The 15980-nt window shown below is 69.7% G+C and carries 14 protein-coding genes; 6 read left to right on the forward strand and 8 right to left on the reverse strand.

The annotated features are described in order from the left end of the window. Nucleotides 1-5: 5 nt before the first annotated feature. Both OHB13_RS35775 and OHB13_RS35780 read right to left on the reverse strand, forming a co-directional pair. Nucleotides 6-1076: a PhlD gene (locus tag OHB13_RS35775; protein ID WP_328379956.1), complete on the reverse strand. Its 1071-nt coding sequence runs from the start codon at nucleotides 1074-1076 to the stop codon at nucleotides 6-8. Between the two features lie 123 nt (nucleotides 1077-1199). Continuing rightward, complete coding sequence (locus OHB13_RS35780) at nucleotides 1200-2066, reverse strand: MmyB family transcriptional regulator (RefSeq protein WP_328379957.1); 867 nt, start codon at nucleotides 2064-2066, stop codon at nucleotides 1200-1202. Between the two features lie 152 nt (nucleotides 2067-2218). Between OHB13_RS35780 and OHB13_RS35785 the strand changes: the two genes are divergently transcribed. Then, the gene (locus OHB13_RS35785) at nucleotides 2219-2914 is read left to right on the forward strand and encodes an SDR family NAD(P)-dependent oxidoreductase (RefSeq protein WP_266861534.1); all 696 of its coding nucleotides are present in this window, start codon (nucleotides 2219-2221) and stop codon (nucleotides 2912-2914) included. A gap of 163 nt (nucleotides 2915-3077) precedes the next feature. Here OHB13_RS35785 and OHB13_RS35790 read toward each other — a convergent pair whose 3' ends face one another. Further along, entirely contained in the window at nucleotides 3078-3404 is a 327-nt protein-coding gene (locus OHB13_RS35790; RefSeq protein WP_328379958.1) for a (2Fe-2S)-binding protein, read from the reverse strand. A gap of 446 nt (nucleotides 3405-3850) precedes the next feature. Between OHB13_RS35790 and OHB13_RS35795 the strand changes: the two genes are divergently transcribed. Then, on the forward strand, nucleotides 3851-5998 hold the full coding sequence (locus OHB13_RS35795; protein WP_328379959.1) for a phosphocholine-specific phospholipase C: 2148 nt from the start codon (nucleotides 3851-3853) through the stop codon (nucleotides 5996-5998). A 77-nt stretch (nucleotides 5999-6075) separates the two neighbouring features. Here the strand turns inward: OHB13_RS35795 and OHB13_RS35800 are convergent, their stop codons facing one another. The 4 genes from OHB13_RS35800 to OHB13_RS35815 form a co-directional block, all read right to left on the reverse strand. Beyond that, complete coding sequence (locus OHB13_RS35800; protein WP_328380470.1) at nucleotides 6076-8115, reverse strand: ATP-binding protein; 2040 nt, start codon at nucleotides 8113-8115, stop codon at nucleotides 6076-6078. Between the two features lie 267 nt (nucleotides 8116-8382). Then, nucleotides 8383-9147 carry an SDR family oxidoreductase gene (locus OHB13_RS35805; RefSeq protein WP_266861529.1) on the reverse strand — a complete coding sequence of 255 codons (765 nt, stop codon included), beginning with the start codon at nucleotides 9145-9147 and terminating at the stop codon, nucleotides 8383-8385. Continuing rightward, nucleotides 9144-9809 carry a TetR/AcrR family transcriptional regulator gene (locus tag OHB13_RS35810; RefSeq protein WP_266861527.1) on the reverse strand — a complete coding sequence of 222 codons (666 nt, stop codon included), beginning with the start codon at nucleotides 9807-9809 and terminating at the stop codon, nucleotides 9144-9146. The genes OHB13_RS35805 and OHB13_RS35810 overlap by 4 nt, the downstream gene beginning before the upstream one ends. Nucleotides 9810-9907: 98 nt before the next feature. Beyond that, the gene (locus OHB13_RS35815; RefSeq protein ID WP_328379960.1) at nucleotides 9908-10657 is read right to left on the reverse strand and encodes a YqjF family protein; all 750 of its coding nucleotides are present in this window, start codon (nucleotides 10655-10657) and stop codon (nucleotides 9908-9910) included. A gap of 173 nt (nucleotides 10658-10830) precedes the next feature. Between OHB13_RS35815 and OHB13_RS35820 the strand changes: the two genes are divergently transcribed. Further along, nucleotides 10831-11691 carry a D-alanyl-D-alanine carboxypeptidase family protein gene (locus OHB13_RS35820; RefSeq protein ID WP_266862158.1) on the forward strand — a complete coding sequence of 287 codons (861 nt, stop codon included), beginning with the start codon at nucleotides 10831-10833 and terminating at the stop codon, nucleotides 11689-11691. A gap of 146 nt (nucleotides 11692-11837) precedes the next feature. Here OHB13_RS35820 and OHB13_RS35825 read toward each other — a convergent pair whose 3' ends face one another. Then, on the reverse strand, nucleotides 11838-12986 hold the full coding sequence (locus tag OHB13_RS35825; protein ID WP_328379961.1) for a serine hydrolase domain-containing protein: 1149 nt from the start codon (nucleotides 12984-12986) through the stop codon (nucleotides 11838-11840). A gap of 213 nt (nucleotides 12987-13199) precedes the next feature. Here OHB13_RS35825 and OHB13_RS35830 point away from each other — a divergent pair, with 213 nt between their 5' ends. From OHB13_RS35830 to OHB13_RS35840, 3 genes are all read left to right on the forward strand, one after another. Beyond that, the gene (locus tag OHB13_RS35830; RefSeq protein WP_266861522.1) at nucleotides 13200-14042 is read left to right on the forward strand and encodes a DUF1206 domain-containing protein; all 843 of its coding nucleotides are present in this window, start codon (nucleotides 13200-13202) and stop codon (nucleotides 14040-14042) included. A gap of 193 nt (nucleotides 14043-14235) precedes the next feature. Continuing rightward, the gene (locus OHB13_RS35835; protein WP_328379962.1) at nucleotides 14236-15156 is read left to right on the forward strand and encodes a quinone oxidoreductase family protein; all 921 of its coding nucleotides are present in this window, start codon (nucleotides 14236-14238) and stop codon (nucleotides 15154-15156) included. Next, the gene (locus OHB13_RS35840) at nucleotides 15153-15920 is read left to right on the forward strand and encodes a GNAT family N-acetyltransferase (RefSeq protein ID WP_328379963.1); all 768 of its coding nucleotides are present in this window, start codon (nucleotides 15153-15155) and stop codon (nucleotides 15918-15920) included. The genes OHB13_RS35835 and OHB13_RS35840 overlap by 4 nt, the downstream gene beginning before the upstream one ends. Nucleotides 15921-15980: the final 60 nt, after the last annotated feature.

Genomic DNA, 15980 nt, shown 5'->3' on the forward strand with positions numbered 1-15980 from the left:
CTCCGTCAGTCTCCGGCGGGCACCGACCATGAACAGCGCAGGGCCGCGGTGACGAATCCCGGACCGAAGGCCACCGCGACGCCCGACTCGCCTGCCGCGGGCGGCGCGGAATGCAGCTTGTCCAGGACGGCCAGGACACTGACCCCGCCCAGATTCCCCATCTCGGCCAGGACGGCGCGCGAGTGCCGGGTGTGTTCCTCGGCGAGCCCGAGGCTCTTGGCGACATCAGTGATGATGCCGGGGCTCCCGGGATGGATGATGGCCCAGTTGGGCACCTTGTGGTCCAGCCAGTCGATGACGGAGGGCATCGAATCCGCCGCGCCCTTCTGGCCGGCCTTCGTGCTGTCGAAGTGGATCCCACTGGTGTCGAGTTTCCCGCTGTACAGATCCTCGGTATCGGGCAGCCGCATTTCGAAGGCGTTCGCGCTCACCGGATCCTCGATACGGATTCCCGGCCCGTCGGGAGGCGTCGTCGAGACGACGCAGGCGCCCGCGGAATCCCCGAACAGTGCTTTGTAGATCATGCTCTGGATCGTCGTGTCCCGGTGGTTGTAGATGGAGCTGAGCACCTCGGAGACGACCACGAGGACCTTCGTGCCCGGCTCGGCGGCGGCCAGTTGTAAGGCACGGATCAGCGCCTGGATTCCGCCGGCGCAGGCCACCGTGGTCAGCGCGATGCGCCGGGCCTGCGGAGGTAGCCCGAGGGCGTTGCTGAGCACCACATCGTGCCCCGGAATGCCCCAGGTGGTGGCGTGCGAGGTGACGATGGCGCCGATCTCCGACGGCTCGACACCCGCCTGCGCCATGGCCTTCCGCGCGGCCTGCTCGCCCATTCGTGCCGCGTGGCCGAAGCCGGTGCCCACCCGCTCCGTGACCTCCGCGTTCCCCGAGATGATCGGCGAGTCCAGCGGGGCCACGAAGTACCTGTTGTCCACCTGGAGGTTGTCGATCACCCGCTCGTACACCTTCAGTCGCGGGTCGTCCGGGTGGTTCCGCGCGATGTCGTCGATGATGTCCCGGGTGCTCACCTCGAACTCCGGCAGAACGATCGCGGGGCGGCTGACGTAGGCGGGCATGGGCAGCTCCCATTAATGCTCGATTACATGTACGAACAACGTACGCCAGTGCGATCCATCTTTCACGAAAGTCCCGCAGTCTGATCACCCGTTAACCCCGGAGGGGGGTCGTGTGATCGTCCATCAAGTGTCCAACAAATCAATGAGGTTGTGCGCTGCACGCAAGTCTGGATTCCTGCGGTGCTCGCTGGGCGGTCCGGGCCGGAAGGCGAGCAGCATCAGCCGGGAGCCCGGTGATGTGACCGGCTCCGCCGCGGAGATGCTCACCATCCCTTCGCCCAACTGAGGGTGGTAAACGGGGCGTTGTGCACCATCCGGAAATGGCAGGGCCAGGAAGGGGGTTGCTTCGTACAGCGGACCTGCCACCGGATCGTGCAGTACGTACTCCTCGATCCGAGCCAGATCCTTGTTGTCCGGGCGTTCCTGGGTCGCCCGCCGCAACTGGCCGAGCACGAAGGGCGCCCAGCTTCGCTCCCAGTCCAGCAGTAAGGCGTGCCGTTCGGGATGGACCGCCATGAACATCAGGGCGTTCTGTGGAGCCTCTCCGCCGGGAAAGAGCTCGTGGTATTCCCTGTTGCAGGTGATCAGATTCCAGGCGGAGTCGACCACATAGGCCATGACGCCGTGGATCAGCTCCACGGCCTTCCAGGCCCCGGGGACTTCCATGCCTGAGGTGTTGTGGAGCGGAGCGGGCACTTCGCGGCGGGTCAGCCAGTAGAGCGTTGTCCACTCCTGCTCCGTCATTCTCAGTAGCCGTGCCAGATCGCCGAGGTACGTCGGATTGGGCCGGTGCTCCGGTCCGTTGATGAGCCGTCCGTAGGTGCCACGGGCCCGGTGTGTCAGTGTGTCGATCTGCTCCTGGCTCAGTCCGTTGACCGGACGGCCGGCTCCGCTCCGCTCGGTATAGCCCACGGTCTCGGGCGCGATGGCGGCCCGGCGGCTCTCCAGCAACGTGCGCAGGGCTGCCGCATCTTGGGTAGAGAGTGTCACATTTCCCCCGTAACTGCCCGCCGGGCGGCGGGTCCACAATTATCTGCAAGTCTTTTGCGTGGAAAGAGCGGTCGATGGCCGCGAGACTCTGATCTGTCGCAGGTGAACAATGCAGAGTGTCTGCTGCATTCGCGAAAGGTAGGGGACTTGCAATGCCATCCCAGCGGTCCGTGCTCATCGTCGATGGACACAGTGAGGTAAGCCAGGGGATCACGAAGGCGCTGCAAGAGTGCGGTGACCGTGTCGCCGCGATGTACTCCGGCCCGCACGCACCCGCGGGGCCGGACCTGACTGTGGCGTGTGATGTGACGGACGAGTCGCAGATCGACGGGGCGCTCGCCCTCGTCGAGGAGCGGCACGGGCCCGTCGGCATCGTCATTGCCTCCATCGATCTGTCGTGCGATCTGATGCTGAGGGACGACCGGTTCGTCTCCGTCGCCGACAACCGGATGATCGGCACCTTCCGGCTGATCCGCAGGGCCGTGCCAGCCCTCAGGGCGAGCGGGCAGGGGCGCATCATCTTCCTCTGCACGTCCGCCCAGGACGGCCTCTCCGCCAGGCAGTTCGGCAGTACGTCCGAGGCGGCGCTCCGCGGCTTCGTCAGCCGGATGGCCCGCGACGAGGCATTTCACGGCATCACCTGCAACGTCGTCACTCTCAACTCACCTCTGGGTCAGCGTGTTTCGGTACGCGGCACCACGCACCCGGCATCCGCCTGGCAGACGCGGGTCGACGCGTCGCTGGTGGCCGCGGCAGCCAAGAACGTCAAGCTGCTCGCGTCGCCCGACGCCGACGGGGTCAATGGCGAGTACATCGGAGTGGAAAGCCGTCTGCTCATGGTTTCCTGACTTTCTGCCCAGCCGGTGCCGTCTCTGGGAACGGCACCGGCATTCCGGCCCGGCGCTCTGCCGGTGAGCCGGAAAACCGCAGCGGCGCCACCGTGTTCAGGTCACGGTGGCGCCGCTGTCCGGGGAGAGCGCCCGGGCGATCTGCTGTGACGGGGGATTCGCCTCAGGCGCTCTGGGGGGTAACCGTTCGAAGGGTCTCGGCCGATATGTCTTCGTGATCGTTCTGCTGGAGATTCACGAAGATCATTCCGTATCGTATGACGCACCGGACGGGCTGCGGCGCGCCACGTGGTCGTCGCAGGCACCGGAATGCCTCAAGCTCTCCGTCGGCGGCGTTGCGGCAGACGACGACGGGCTCGCCCAGGACAGTCACCATCAGTGAATCGCCTGGCTCAGGGAGTGCGCTGAGCAAGTCGATGAGATGCCATCCAGACCTGTGGGCCACGGCCATCTCACGCCGGAACCTCCGGTCATCCGGGGGGGTTGTCATGGGCGAGACGCTATGGGCGTGGATGTGCCGTTGTCGAGATCTCAGAGGCGCTGAGCAGGGTGAACGAATAGTTTCGGACACAGCTTGGGCAAAAATCGATGGTGTGGATCGGGCGTCTCGCCGCGCACCAGCCGATATCGAATAAGTCCCGGCGGAATCAGCCTTTTCTGCGCGGAAATTCATCATGGACTGCCCTGGATCGGGGCCGGCCGCCACCGTCCACGACGGATTTCGCAGCAGCTTCCCGCGAGGGCCGCGATGCCTGATTGCTCACGGCCCGGCGGCATTCCCGCAGAACAGGGGCCTGCTCGTCCGGGCTCGGGTGAACACAGAGTTGGCCGGTCGATCACCCGGTGGTCTCCGGAGGGATACCCAGCAGGGGATGCGGCACTGAATGATCGGACGTGTTCGAAATCCCCTTGTTGCCAACAGAAGGTTGCAGCCACATGGCCACGTTTGATCGTCGGCGTTTCCTCCAGGCAGGCGGCGCGACCGCCGCATCGGCCGCCGCACTCTCGGTCTTCCCGGGGGCGATAGGCAAGGCCATGGCCATGCCCGCTCTTTCCCGCACCCGGTCCATCAAGGACGTCGACCATGTGGTGATCCTGATGCAGGAGAACCGTTCGTTCGACCACTACTTCGGCGGCCTCCGAGGTGTACGCGGCTTCGGCGATCCGCGCCCCGCGCTGCTGCCCAACGGCAGACCCGTATGGAACCAGCCGGCCGCGGGCACGCACACCGCGCGCTACAACGCGCGCGGGCTGCCGGACACCGCGACCGAGGTACTGCCCTGGTACATCGACCCCAGGAACACCACCGAGTACCAGGCGGGCACCGACCACGGCTGGAGCAGCGGGCACCTCGCCTGGAACGAGGGCCGCCACGACCAGTGGGTGAACCAGAAGCAGGACGCCCTCACCATGGGCCACCTCAAGCGGCAGGATCTGCTCTACCACTACGCCCTGGCCGAGGCGTTCACCATCTGCGACTCGTACTTCTGCTCGGTGCACGCAGACACCGCGCCGAACCGGATCTACCTGTGGAGCGGCACCTGCGACCCGCGCAATGTGTACGGGCGCAGCCCCAACGGCCCCGGGCTCGGCGAGCGCAACAACACCAACGGCTACACCTGGACCACGTACCCGGAACGGCTGGAGGCCGCGAAGGTCAGCTGGAAGCTGTACCAGGGCGGCACGGGCGAGCCGGGCAGTCCCACGGACAACTACACCGACAACTCACTGATGTTCTTCGAGCAGTACCAGGTCGCGGAGGGCGCCACCGGACCGCTGGTGGAGAAGGGGGCGTCGGACCACACGCTGAAGGAGCTGCGCGCCGACGTGGAGCACGGGACGCTGCCCCAGGTGTCCTGGATCGTCCCGCCCTACAAGTACTCCGAGCACCCGTCCGCGTCACCTACCGACGGCGCCACCTACATCAACCTCGTCCTCGAAGCACTCACCTCCAACCCCGAGGTGTGGGGCCGCACGGTCTTCATCGTCAACTACGACGAGAACGACGGCCTCTTCGACCACGTGGTACCGCCCATGCCGCCTGTCGGCAGCGCCCCCGGTGCACAGGGCATGGTCTCCCGCGACCTGGTCCGCAGCCTCGGTGACGAGATCCTCGACCTCGGCAAGTACCCGGGCGAGATGAGCCCGCTGGTCCCCGGCGCCGACCCGGGGGGCCTCCAGCCGATCGGTCTGGGTCCGAGGGTGCCGCTGCTGGTCATCTCACCCTGGTCGCGCGGCGGCTGGGTGTGTTCGGAGACCTTCGACCACACATCGGTGCTGCGGTTCCTGGAGGCCAGGTTCGGGATCCACGAGCCGAACATCAGCGCCTGGCGCCGCTCCGTCTGCGGCGACCTCACCTCGGCGCTCGACTTCTCCGGCGCCGACCCCGCGCCCGTCTCCCTCCAGGTCCCCGCTCCGATCGTCTCGTCGGGCAAGCCGTACCAGGTGCCACCGGTCCAGCACCTGCCCGAACAGGAACCCGGAGTCCGCCGCGCCCGCGCGCTGCCGTACGACGTACAGGTCAATGAGGGCGAGGCGCACAAGGGGCGGTTCCAGCTGGAGTTCGCCAACCGCGGGCGGGCCGGTGCGGCGTTCTACGTCTACGACCGCGAGCAGCCGCAGACGGCACCGCGCCGCTACACCGTCTCCGCCGGGGACACCCTGAGCGACTACTGGCGGACCGGCGCCACCGGCGGTGCGTACCAGCTTTCCGCCTACGGCCCCAACGGCACGCTCTGCGAGTTCGCGGGTTCATCGGACGACGCGCTGCGTGCCACCTTCACGCACCGGGGCGGCGAGAGCGTACGGATCAGGGTCTCCAACCGCGGCCGGACCGCGCGTACGGTCCGGGTGGCCGATGCCTACGGCCGCGGGAACGGCACATCGCACCGGCTGCGCGCCGGTGCCTCCACCGAGATCACCCTGCCGGTCCGTGAGCACTCCGGCTGGTACGACATCTCGGTCACCGAGGCGGGCTCGGTCACCGGAACAGGACATGGCGGCCACGGATTCCGCCGCCGCTGGTCCGGCCATCTGGAGAACGGCCGCCCGAGCAGCAGCGACCCGGGCCCGCACCGCGCCTGACAGCCGCCGGCCCGAGCGCGGCCCAGCAGGGGCACGGCAATGGGGCGGCCGGACGGGAACCGGCCGCCCCGGGCGGGTCACCCGGGCAGCTCCCCCTGGAGCGCGCGGACGAGGCCGGTCTCGGCGTCCCCCGTCAGACTGCGGCGGTAGGCCTGCTCATAGGCCGGGGCCCCGGCCGCCTCGCGGGCCTGGCGTTCCCAGACCTCACGGATCACCCCCAACTCCGGGGTGCCACGGCGCGGGTGGCCGATCATGAGCCAGTAGACATGCCCCGTACCCGACGTGCGCGCGGCCTCCACGCCGTCGCCCCGCGCGGCGATCGCCCCGGCGAGCAGGTCGAGCCCGAGGGCGATGCCGAGACTGTCGTGCAGCTGGTGCTTGCCCGACAGCATCGAGCGCGCGTGGCTCTCCGCCTCCTGCGGTCTGCCCTGCAGCAGGTGTATCAGGGCGAGTTGGTGATCGGCGTAGGCGCGGGCCCAGTACTCGCCGTAACGCAGGCTGAGCTGCTGCAGCTCCGTGGCGTCCTCGTAGGCCTCGTCGAGGCGGCCCAGGGCGGAGAGCGCGAAGACTCTTATCACCCGGCACCGCATCTGCGAGGGCGCGTCCAGCGGGTCGCCCGGGAGACTGCGCAGCGCGTGGTCGCTGACGTCGTGCGCGGTCTGCGGGCGGCCCATCATCAGGTAGTTGAAGCTGACGGCGTGGGCCGCGGAGAGCATCGACTCCGTGTCGCGGTCGTGCCAGGCGGCGACGCTGCACCGCTCGCCGAGCCCGCGGGCGCTCTCGTGGTCGCCCTGCAGCGTGAGCGTGATCCCGAGGGCCCACAGGGCGCGGGTACGGTGAGTGCCCCTGCCGGTCTCCAGGCCGAGGGCCCGTTCCAGGAAGTCGCGGGCCCGCTGCAGATGACCGCAGCAGCTCCAGAACAGACCGGTGCACCCCGCCATCTCCACCGCACGCTCCGGGTCATCGGTGATGAGGTGGTCGAGCGCGGCACAGAGATCGGCGTCGGCGTCGGCGATCCTGCGGTACCAGTCGACCTGCCGGGGGCCGAGCCATCCGCTGTGGGCCCGGCGTGCGAGACCGGCGAAGTGCACGGCGTGCCGGCGGGCCAGCGTCCGCTGCTCGCCCAGCTCCCCGAGCCACATCGCGCCGTACTCACGCAGGGTGTCGAGCATCCGGTACCGCGTGCCGTCCCGCTGCAGCACGGACTGGGCGGCCAGCCGCTCCAGCAGCGTGGGAATGTCCGCGGCGTCGAGCGGTCCGCCCGAGCAGACGGCCTGTACGTCGGCCTCGTCGACGGTTCCCGGAAACACGGAGAGCCGCGCCCACAGCAGCCGTTCGGCCGGGGCGCACAGCTCGTGGCTCCAGCCGATGGCGGTACGCAGCGCCCGGTGCCGCTGGGGCCATACGCGGCCTTCGGGCTCGCTGAGGAAGTCGAGCCGGGAGGTGAGTCGTTCGGCGATCCGCTCGATGCTGTTCTCCGCGAGCCGGGCGCAGGCCAGCTCGACGGCGAGGGGAATGCCCTCCAGCCGGTGGCAGATGGCCGCGGCAGCCGCCGCGGTGTCCGGTGAGTCGAGCGACAGGCGGGGCGCGGCCGCGGCGGCGCGGTCGCGGAAGAGCCGCATGGCCTCCTCGCCCTCGCCGCCGGCGGCGAGCGGCGGCACGTCCAGGACGTACTCGCCGGGAATGCCGAGCGGCTCCCGGCTGGTGGCGAGCACGGCCAGTCCCGGTGCGGTGTCGAGCAGTGCGCCCACGAGGTGGCTGCACGCTGCCAGGACCCGCTCGCAGCAGTCGAGGACCAGCAGCAGATTGCGGTCGGCCAGCCGTTCGCACAGCGCTTCGACCGGGCGGGCCAGGTCGTGGTCGAGGAGGCCGACGGCGTCGGAGACCGTGCCGATCAGCAGCCGGTCGTCGTAGAGGTGCGACAGGTCGGCCCACCACACCCCGTCGGCGTACCGCCCGTCGGCCCGTTCGGCAGCGCGGAGCGCCAGCCGGCTCTTGCCGACCCCGCCGCCGCCCGTGAGCGTGACCAGCCGGTGCTTCTCCAGTGCCCGTGCCGCACCGCGGAGTTCGCCGGTCCTGCCGACGAAACTGGTCGCGACGACGGGAAGGTATCCCACCACGGGTACATCTTGGACCCGGGGCGATCCCTGGCCGATACGCCCGACGAGGAACGGCCAGAATTGGCCGATTGTGAATCGTGAACAATCAGATCATGAACCAGAGTTGGCCTGATCTGTCGGCATCGGCCCGCGGTTTGCCCAGGTACCCGGCGGAGTGGAACATGCCTTCCGCGCAGGGTGGCGCAGGTGCCGCGCCCTGAGCTGTCCCGCCGGCGGGCATCAGGGTTCTCCGCCGGCGGGACAGCGGCTCATGCCGTCATCGGCTCACTGGCCCATGACGTACTTGACGGTCGGCCCTGTGGTCCAGCCGCCGTCCACGGCGAGCTCGGCCCCGGTGACGTACGACGCGGCGTCGGAGAGCAGGAACACCACGGCGCCCGCGATCTCCGGCGGCTCGCCGACCCGGCCCATCGGGGTGTTCGGGTAGTTCCCCTCACCCTGCTGGATGCCGACCGAAGCGGTCATCGGGGTGTAGGTCATCCCGGGGTGCACGGAGTTGACCCGGATCCGCTCGGTGCCCAGCTCCACGGCGCCGATCTTCGTCAGACCGCGTACGCCCCACTTGGACGCGCCGTAGCCCGCGGTCAGCGCCAGGCCCATCAGGCCCGCGGCCGACGAGATGTTGACGATCGAGCCGCTGCCGCTGGCCTTCATCGCGGGGATGACGGACTTGATCCCGATGAAGACACCGGTGAGGTTGATGTCGAGCACCCGGCGGAAGTTCTCCACCGACTCGGTCTCCAGATACGCACCGGTCGATATGCCGGCGTTGTTGACCAGCCCGTCGACCCCGCCGAACTCGGCGGTCGCGAACGCGACGACCCGCGCCCAGTCCTCCTCGGACGTCACGTCGTGGTGCAGGAAGCGGGCCTGCGAGCCGAGTTCGGCAGCGGTGGCCGCGCCCTCCTCGTCCAGGACGTCGGTGATGACCACCTGTGCTCCGGCGTCGACCGCCTGGCGGGCGGCCTCGGCGCCCAGTCCACGGGCGCCGCCGGTGATGATGACGGTCTTTCCGGTGAGTTCGTTCATGACTCATTCCTTCGTTCTGCTCGGGCATCGGCTCCGTCCGGAGCTTCATGCGGTACGGGGGCCGTCAGCAGGGCGGCCGTCATCGAGACGAGGTCGGCGAGGAACAGCGGCTCGCCGGTGAGAGGTTCGGCGCCGGCGAGACACTGGCGGGCGCGGTCCGCCATCGCGGCGCCGACCAGCGTCAGTGCCAGATCCACGCGCTCCAGCCGGACCGGCTCGGGCAGCGCTTCCAGACACTGGGCCAGCCGGCCGATGAGCTGCCAGTAGACGGTGCCTTCGAGCGTCGGGTGCGGGATGCCGGTGCGTACGCCGCTCTGGTGGCTGAGCTGCGCGGAGACCTGCAAGCAGCGCTGCCCGCGCTCGGTGCGCAGCTCGGTGGCCTCGGCGGCGACCAGGGCGGCGAGCAGCCCGCGCAGATCCTGCCCGCCGTCGCCGATCAGCTCTGCCAGGACGGCTTCGGTACGCCGCTGGCGCCCGGCCATCACGGTGTCGAGCAGACCGGCGCGTGAACCGAAGTGGTACTGCACGGCTGATGGGTTGCTCTGTCCGGCCAGCCGGATGATGTCGCGCAGCTGTGCGCCGTCGACGCCCTGCGCGGCGAAGATCTCCTCGGCCGCGCGGATCAGTTTCTCCCGGGTCTCGGGCCCTGATGTCCTCGCCATGCGGCTATTCTAATGCTGACCATTATTAAATGGCGAACGACCAGGTCAGTGCATATGCCACGAATGTTTTTGAGGGTCCGGCGGGGCGGCCGGGCGCTTCAGCCGGCGCGTTCGGGGCGTCCGAAACGCACCTGGACGCCGGGTGAGTAGAGCACGCTGACGGGTTCGCTCGCCGGCGTGCGAAGCCCCGCCGTCGCGACGAGGTTCTCGGTGCAGCCGGTCAGCTCCGCCCGGTACAGCGGCCAGCGGGGGTGGGTGTTCGGCAGGTACAGCGGGTGGCCGAGAAGGCTCGTGTGCAGCCCCCACCGCGCGGTGACGAAGTGCTCAAGACCGCTGGGCTCCCGGACGCGTTCCCCGACCCGGATCCGGATCCGGCTGTGCGCGTCGCGCGGGCCGGGCAGGCGCCGGCGACTGGTGTACGTGAAGGTCTCCCCTTCGCGGTCGACGGTCATCCGGGACCACATATAGGGCAGCCGGAAGGCCGTTCGCCCGAGTGCGGCCGGAATGAGGCGTGCTGCGTCGAGCGAGCGGAACACCACGCCGCGCCGCCCCCGGCCGTCCACGGAGTACAGGCGCACATTGGTCTCGGGGAAGGACCCCAGATACGGCACCCCCGGCAGCCGGAACAGTCCCGTCCGGTGCATATGGAAGGCGACGAGCCCCACGTAGGTCACCCCGTCCAGGACGTCGGGGAACGTACCCGGCGGCAGCAGCGGGGCCACGTCCGCCGGGTCGGCCGCCCAGTGCAGAAAGGCCAGATCCAGCCAGGCCTGGGTGAGGAGCGGCCTGGGCTCCGCGCGGGGCGGGTCGGCCGTGATGGGTTCGGGTGTACTTGGTCCGTACGGCACGCCGTCAGCATGGCAGAACCGCGGCAGCGCGGAGCCCGGAAAATTTCTCGCGCGCCCCCGCATCCTTTGGGGTCCTTCATTCGTCTCACGTGCGAGCGGCACTCGCATGAGGCCGCGCTGAAGCAGCATTTGGAGATTTCATCTTGAACATTGGCATCAAGGGCATGAGACGCATGTCTGTGGTCGTCGTGACCGCAGGCGCTGTGTCGACCGCCGGGGCGTTCGGCGCCTCGGCCCAGGCCGCCACACCGAAAGCGCCCACGATCGTCGCCAAGGGCGGCTTCGTGATGAACAACAGCACGGCGAAGACCCTCTTCACCAAAGCTGCGGACACCCGCCGTTCCACCGGTTCCACCACCAAGATCATGACGATCCGGGTGGTGCTCGGACAGAAGAACCTCAACCTGGATTCCAAGGTCACGGTCCAGAAGGCGTACAGCGACTACATCGTCTCCAAGAACGCGTCGTCGGCCCGGCTGATCGTCGGCGACAAGGTCACGGTCCGGCAGCTGCTGTACGGCCTGATGCTGCCGTCCGGCTGTGACGCGGCGTACGCGCTGGCCGACAAGTTCGGCAGCGGTTCCACCCGGGCGGCGCGAGTGAAGTCGTTCATCGGGAAGATGAACTCCACCGCGAAGACGCTCGGCCTGAAGAACACGCACTTCGACTCGTTCGACGGCATAGGGAGTGGTGCCAACTACTCGACCCCGCGTGACCTGACGAAGCTCGCCAGCAACGCGATGAAGTACTCCACCTTCCGCACGGTCGTGAAGACGAAGTCGACCAAGCAGAAGGTCACGACGAAGAGCGGTGGCTACCGCTACATGTCGTGGACCAACACCAACAAACTGCTCGGCAGTTACTCGGGCACCATCGGCCTCAAGACCGGGTCGGGCCCGGAGGCCAAGTACTGCCTGGTCTTCGCCGCCACCCGCGGCAGCAAGACCGTCATCGGTACGGTCCTCGCGTCCTCCTCGGAGGCGAACCGCACCGCGGACGCGAAGAAGCTGATGGACTACGCCTTCAAGAAGTAGCCCTTCGCAGGTAACGCAGATGGGGCCTGTGCGTGGCCACGCGGTCGCGCACGGGCCCCATCCGTGTGTGCGTCAGGTGTGTACGTGCCAGGTGTGTACGTGTCAGGCGTCCCGGCCGTGGGCTCTGAGCGCTGCGGCGTGTTGCCTCAGGCACCGGCCGCCGCGTACCGCCAGAAGTCGCGCATCAGCGGGGGCGGGGTCGGCGCCGTCATCGCCACCTGGCTGAGCAGGATCGTGACCGTTCCGGTGGAGGGGATGATGTGCGCCGCGGTGCCGAAGCCGCCGACCCAGCCGTAGCGGCCCGGCACGTTCCACGGATCGACGTCCGTGACATCGACCGACCCGCCGAAGCCCCACCCCTGGCCCTCCAGGAAGAGCGTGGAGGCGGCTCGCTGTTCGGGCGTCAGGTGATCGGTGGTCATCAGCCGCACGGACTGGGGCGACAGCAGCTGCCGTCCGCCCGCGGCGCCCTCGGCGAGCAGCATCCGGGCGAAGGCGTACCAGTCGTCGGCGGTCGAGACCAGCCCGCCGGCACCGGACGGGAACGCGGGAAGACTGCCCCACTCACCGTCGGCCGAGGCGACCGGTTCGAGGCCGTCCGGGGTGGGCTGGTAGAAGTCGGCGAGCCGGTGGCGCTCGGCCGGCGGGACCTCGAATCCCGTGTCGGTCATCCCGAGGGGTTCGAAGAGCCGCTCGGCCAGGAACTCGGGGAGCGAGCGACCGGAGACCCTGGCGATCAGCACCCCCAGAACGTCGGAACAGGTGTTGTACAGCCAGGCGTCACCGGGCTGGTGCAGCAGGGGAATGCGGGACAGCGTGGCCACCCACTCGTCCGGCGCCGGGACCGCCTCCGACTGCGGCGGCCCCTGCCGCAGCTCGCTGAACAGCAGCCCGACCGCAGGCAGCGAGAAGTCGGACGGAAACCCGTACCCCGCGCGGAAGGTGAGCAGATCCCGCACGGTGATCGCCCGTGCCGCGGGGACCACATCGTCGACCGGGCTGTCCGGTGTGCGCACGACGGAGAGCGAAGCCAGCTCCGGCAACAGGTGCCCGACCGGCTCGTCGAGGGAGATACGGCCCTCGTCCACCAGCATCATCACCGCTGCCGCGGTGACCGGCTTGGTGATCGAGGCGATGCGGAAGATGGAATCCCTGGCCATCGGGGACGTGCCCCCGGTGTCCGAGAAGCCGGCCGTTCCGACCTCGACCCCGTCGCCGCGGGCCACCAGGGCCACCGCGCCGGGGACGGTCCCCGCGTCGACATACGTCGTGAGAAGTGCCTGCAAGTTGGTCATCGGGCCACCTTCGTGAGCGTGCGGTCCTATGGGAGACCCGGTGCGCGGCGGAAAGTCATCGGTCGGAATGCGATCGGTCCGAAAGCCATCGGCCGGACACGATGAAGTCTGCCGTGCTCCGCCGCAGCCCGCAGCCCGCAGCCCGCAGCACATGGCTTGCAGTAAGTCCTCAGCCCAGGCTTCGGCGGACGGTCACGGGGCAACCGGTAGAGCATGAATACCGGTACGGCATCAGCACGTGGTCGCAGACAGGCGAAGCGAGCGGCGGACAGCACCGCGGTCGCGGCAGGGGCGCGAGCGGGATTCGCCGCGCGGGGAGTGATCTACGTCCTGGTCGGTGTGCTGGCCGCACGGATCGCGTTCTCCGACGGCGGCGGAGCGCAGGCGGACCGCGGTGGCGCCATCGCCGAGATCGCGCACCGGCCGTTCGGACACATCCTCCTCTGGGTCCTGGGCATCGCGCTGCTCGGCATGGCTGTCTGGCGGCTGTCCGAGGCGCTGTTCGGCCAGGCAGGACCGGACGGCGGCAAGCCCGGCAAACGGGCCATGGCGGCGGGCCGCTGCGTCTTCTACGGTTTCGTCTCGTACTCCGTGCTCTCCTACGCGGCCGGGGACCGCGGGAGCGGCAGCGGATCGACGGACAAGAAGTCCGAGGACGTCACCGCGACGGCACTCGGCTGGCCGGGCGGTCAGTGGATCGTCGGCATCGCGGGGGTCGTCGTGGCCGGTGCCGGGCTGTGGATCGCGGCCCGGGCCGTCATGCGCAAGTACCGCAAGCATCTCAAGATGTCCGGGATGTCGAGGAACACCCGCCGCGTCGTCGACGTCACCGGCGTGTTCGGCGGGTCGTCCCGGGGCATCATCTTCGCTGCCGCGGGCGGGTTCGCCGTCGCCGCGGCCGTCAGCCACCAGCCCGGCAGGGCCAAGGGCATGGACGACACCCTGCGCTCGTTCGCGGACACCCCGGCGGGGCCGTGGCTGCTGGTGCTGGTGGCGATCGGCCTGGCCGCCTTCGGCGCGTTCTCCATGGCGAACGCACGGTGGCGCAAGGTCTGAGGCCGGTGCACCGCCGCCGGCCCGCAGGGGCGGCGCTGCCCGCCGAAGGCCTTCTCGCGTTGCGGCCCCCTTGTGTTGCGGCCCCGTGAACACCCTGGAGTCCCGGGAATACGTGCAGGCAGAATGGGCTTTTCGCAGGAGAAGCCACCGGCAGCGCGCAGTGCCGGTGCCCTGATCCGGAGTGAGGGAGTTCATGCCCAAGGCGTACGTATTCACCCGTAACGGCGGCCCCGAGGCCGAGGCTCAGGCCGAGCTGGAGATGCCGGTCCCGGGCCCCGGGGAACTGCTCGTCGCCGTCCGGGCGGCCGGAGTGAACCCGGTGGACTGGAAACTCCGTACGGGATTCCGCAGGCCCGGCAGCGAGGAGCCGTCGTTCCCCGAGGTATTCGGCAGCGAGGCCGCCGGGACCGTGGTGGCGACAGGACCGGGCGTCGAGGGATTCGAGCCGGGGCAGGCCGTCTTCGGCAACCCGGTGACCGGCGGGTACGCCGAGTACACGCTGATGCCCGTCGCCGTCACCGCGCACAAGCCCGACGGGCTGCTGTTCACCGAAGCGGCGGCCCTCCCGGTCGCGGCGGCCACCGCGTACGACGGAGTGGAGCAGCTCAAGCCGGCGCCCGGCTCGACGCTGCTGGTCAACGGAGCCGGCGGAGGGGTGGGCGTGGCCGCCGTGCAGATCGCACGTCACCTCGGCGTGCGGGTCATCGGCACCGCGAGCGCGGAGAAGAAGGAGTTCGTGGAGGCGCTCGGCGCTGTGCATGTCCCCTCGGGCCCCGGCGTGGCGGACCGGGTGCGGGCAGCCGCCCCGGACGGTGTCGACGCCGTCTTCGACCTCGTCGGCGGCGAGGCGCTGGAGGAGGTGGCCGGGCTGGTCGCCGACCGGACGAGGGTCATCAGCGCGGGCGGGAAGGAACTGGTGGTGAAGCTGGGCGGCGCGGCGGTCGTCCGCGCCCGCAACGCGGCCGTCCTCGACGCCGTGGCACGCCTCGCCGTCGACGGCGCCCTGCGGGCCTGCGTCACCCGGACCTTCCCGCTGGACCGGGCCGGCGAAGCCCTGCGCGCCGTCGAGGGCGGGCACACCCGGGGCAAGATCGTGATCGAGGTGGCCGGATGAGCGTCCCGCACCCGGCAGCCGCGGCGCACCCCCTGGACAATCCGGTACGCAACGCGCTGACCGGCCCGCACGCCGGCTTCGCGCGCTCCCGCGGCCGCGTCCTGTGCTATCCGGCCGGCGTGGCGACCTGGTTCTCCACGCCCGAGGCCCCCGACGCCGCGGACTGGGCCGACGTCGCCGCACTCGCGGGACCCGGCGGGGTGGTGACCCTCACCGCGTTCCACGAGCCGCCGCCGGACGACTGGGAGGTCGTCTTCCACGCGCCGGGCGTTCAGCTCGTCGACGACGGGGTGGCCGCGGCGCCCGACCCGGAGGCCGTACGCCTCGGACCCGCCGACGTGCCCGAGATGCTCGACCTGGTCGAACGCACCCGACCCGGCCCTTTCCTGCCGCGCACGGTCGAACTCGGCACCTACCTCGGGATCCGGCACGGGGGCAGACTCGTCGCCATGGCCGGTGAGCGGATGCGGCCGCCCGGCTGGAGCGAGATCAGCGCGGTCTGCACCGATGAGTCCGCCCGCGGACAGGGCCTCGGCACCCGGCTGATACACGCCCTCTCGCACGAGATCAGGGAGCGCGGTGACACACCGTTCCTGCACGCAGCGGAGTCCAACACGAACGCCGTCCGGCTGTACGAGTCCCTGGGGTTCCGGCTCCGCCGGCGGCCCGAGTTCCTCTCGGCGCTCGTGCCGAAGCACCTCGCCGAGGCAGCGGCCGCGTCCGGGACCGAGGCCCTGGACGCGCGGACGACTGCGCTGCGCTGAGCCCGCTTGAACCCGGCCTCGCCGTACCCGGTCCCGTACCGTCCGGTCCGGTCCCGTACC

It is taken from the genome of Streptomyces sp. NBC_00440, assembly GCF_036014215.1.
In the GTDB taxonomy this organism is placed as follows: domain Bacteria; phylum Actinomycetota; class Actinomycetes; order Streptomycetales; family Streptomycetaceae; genus Streptomyces.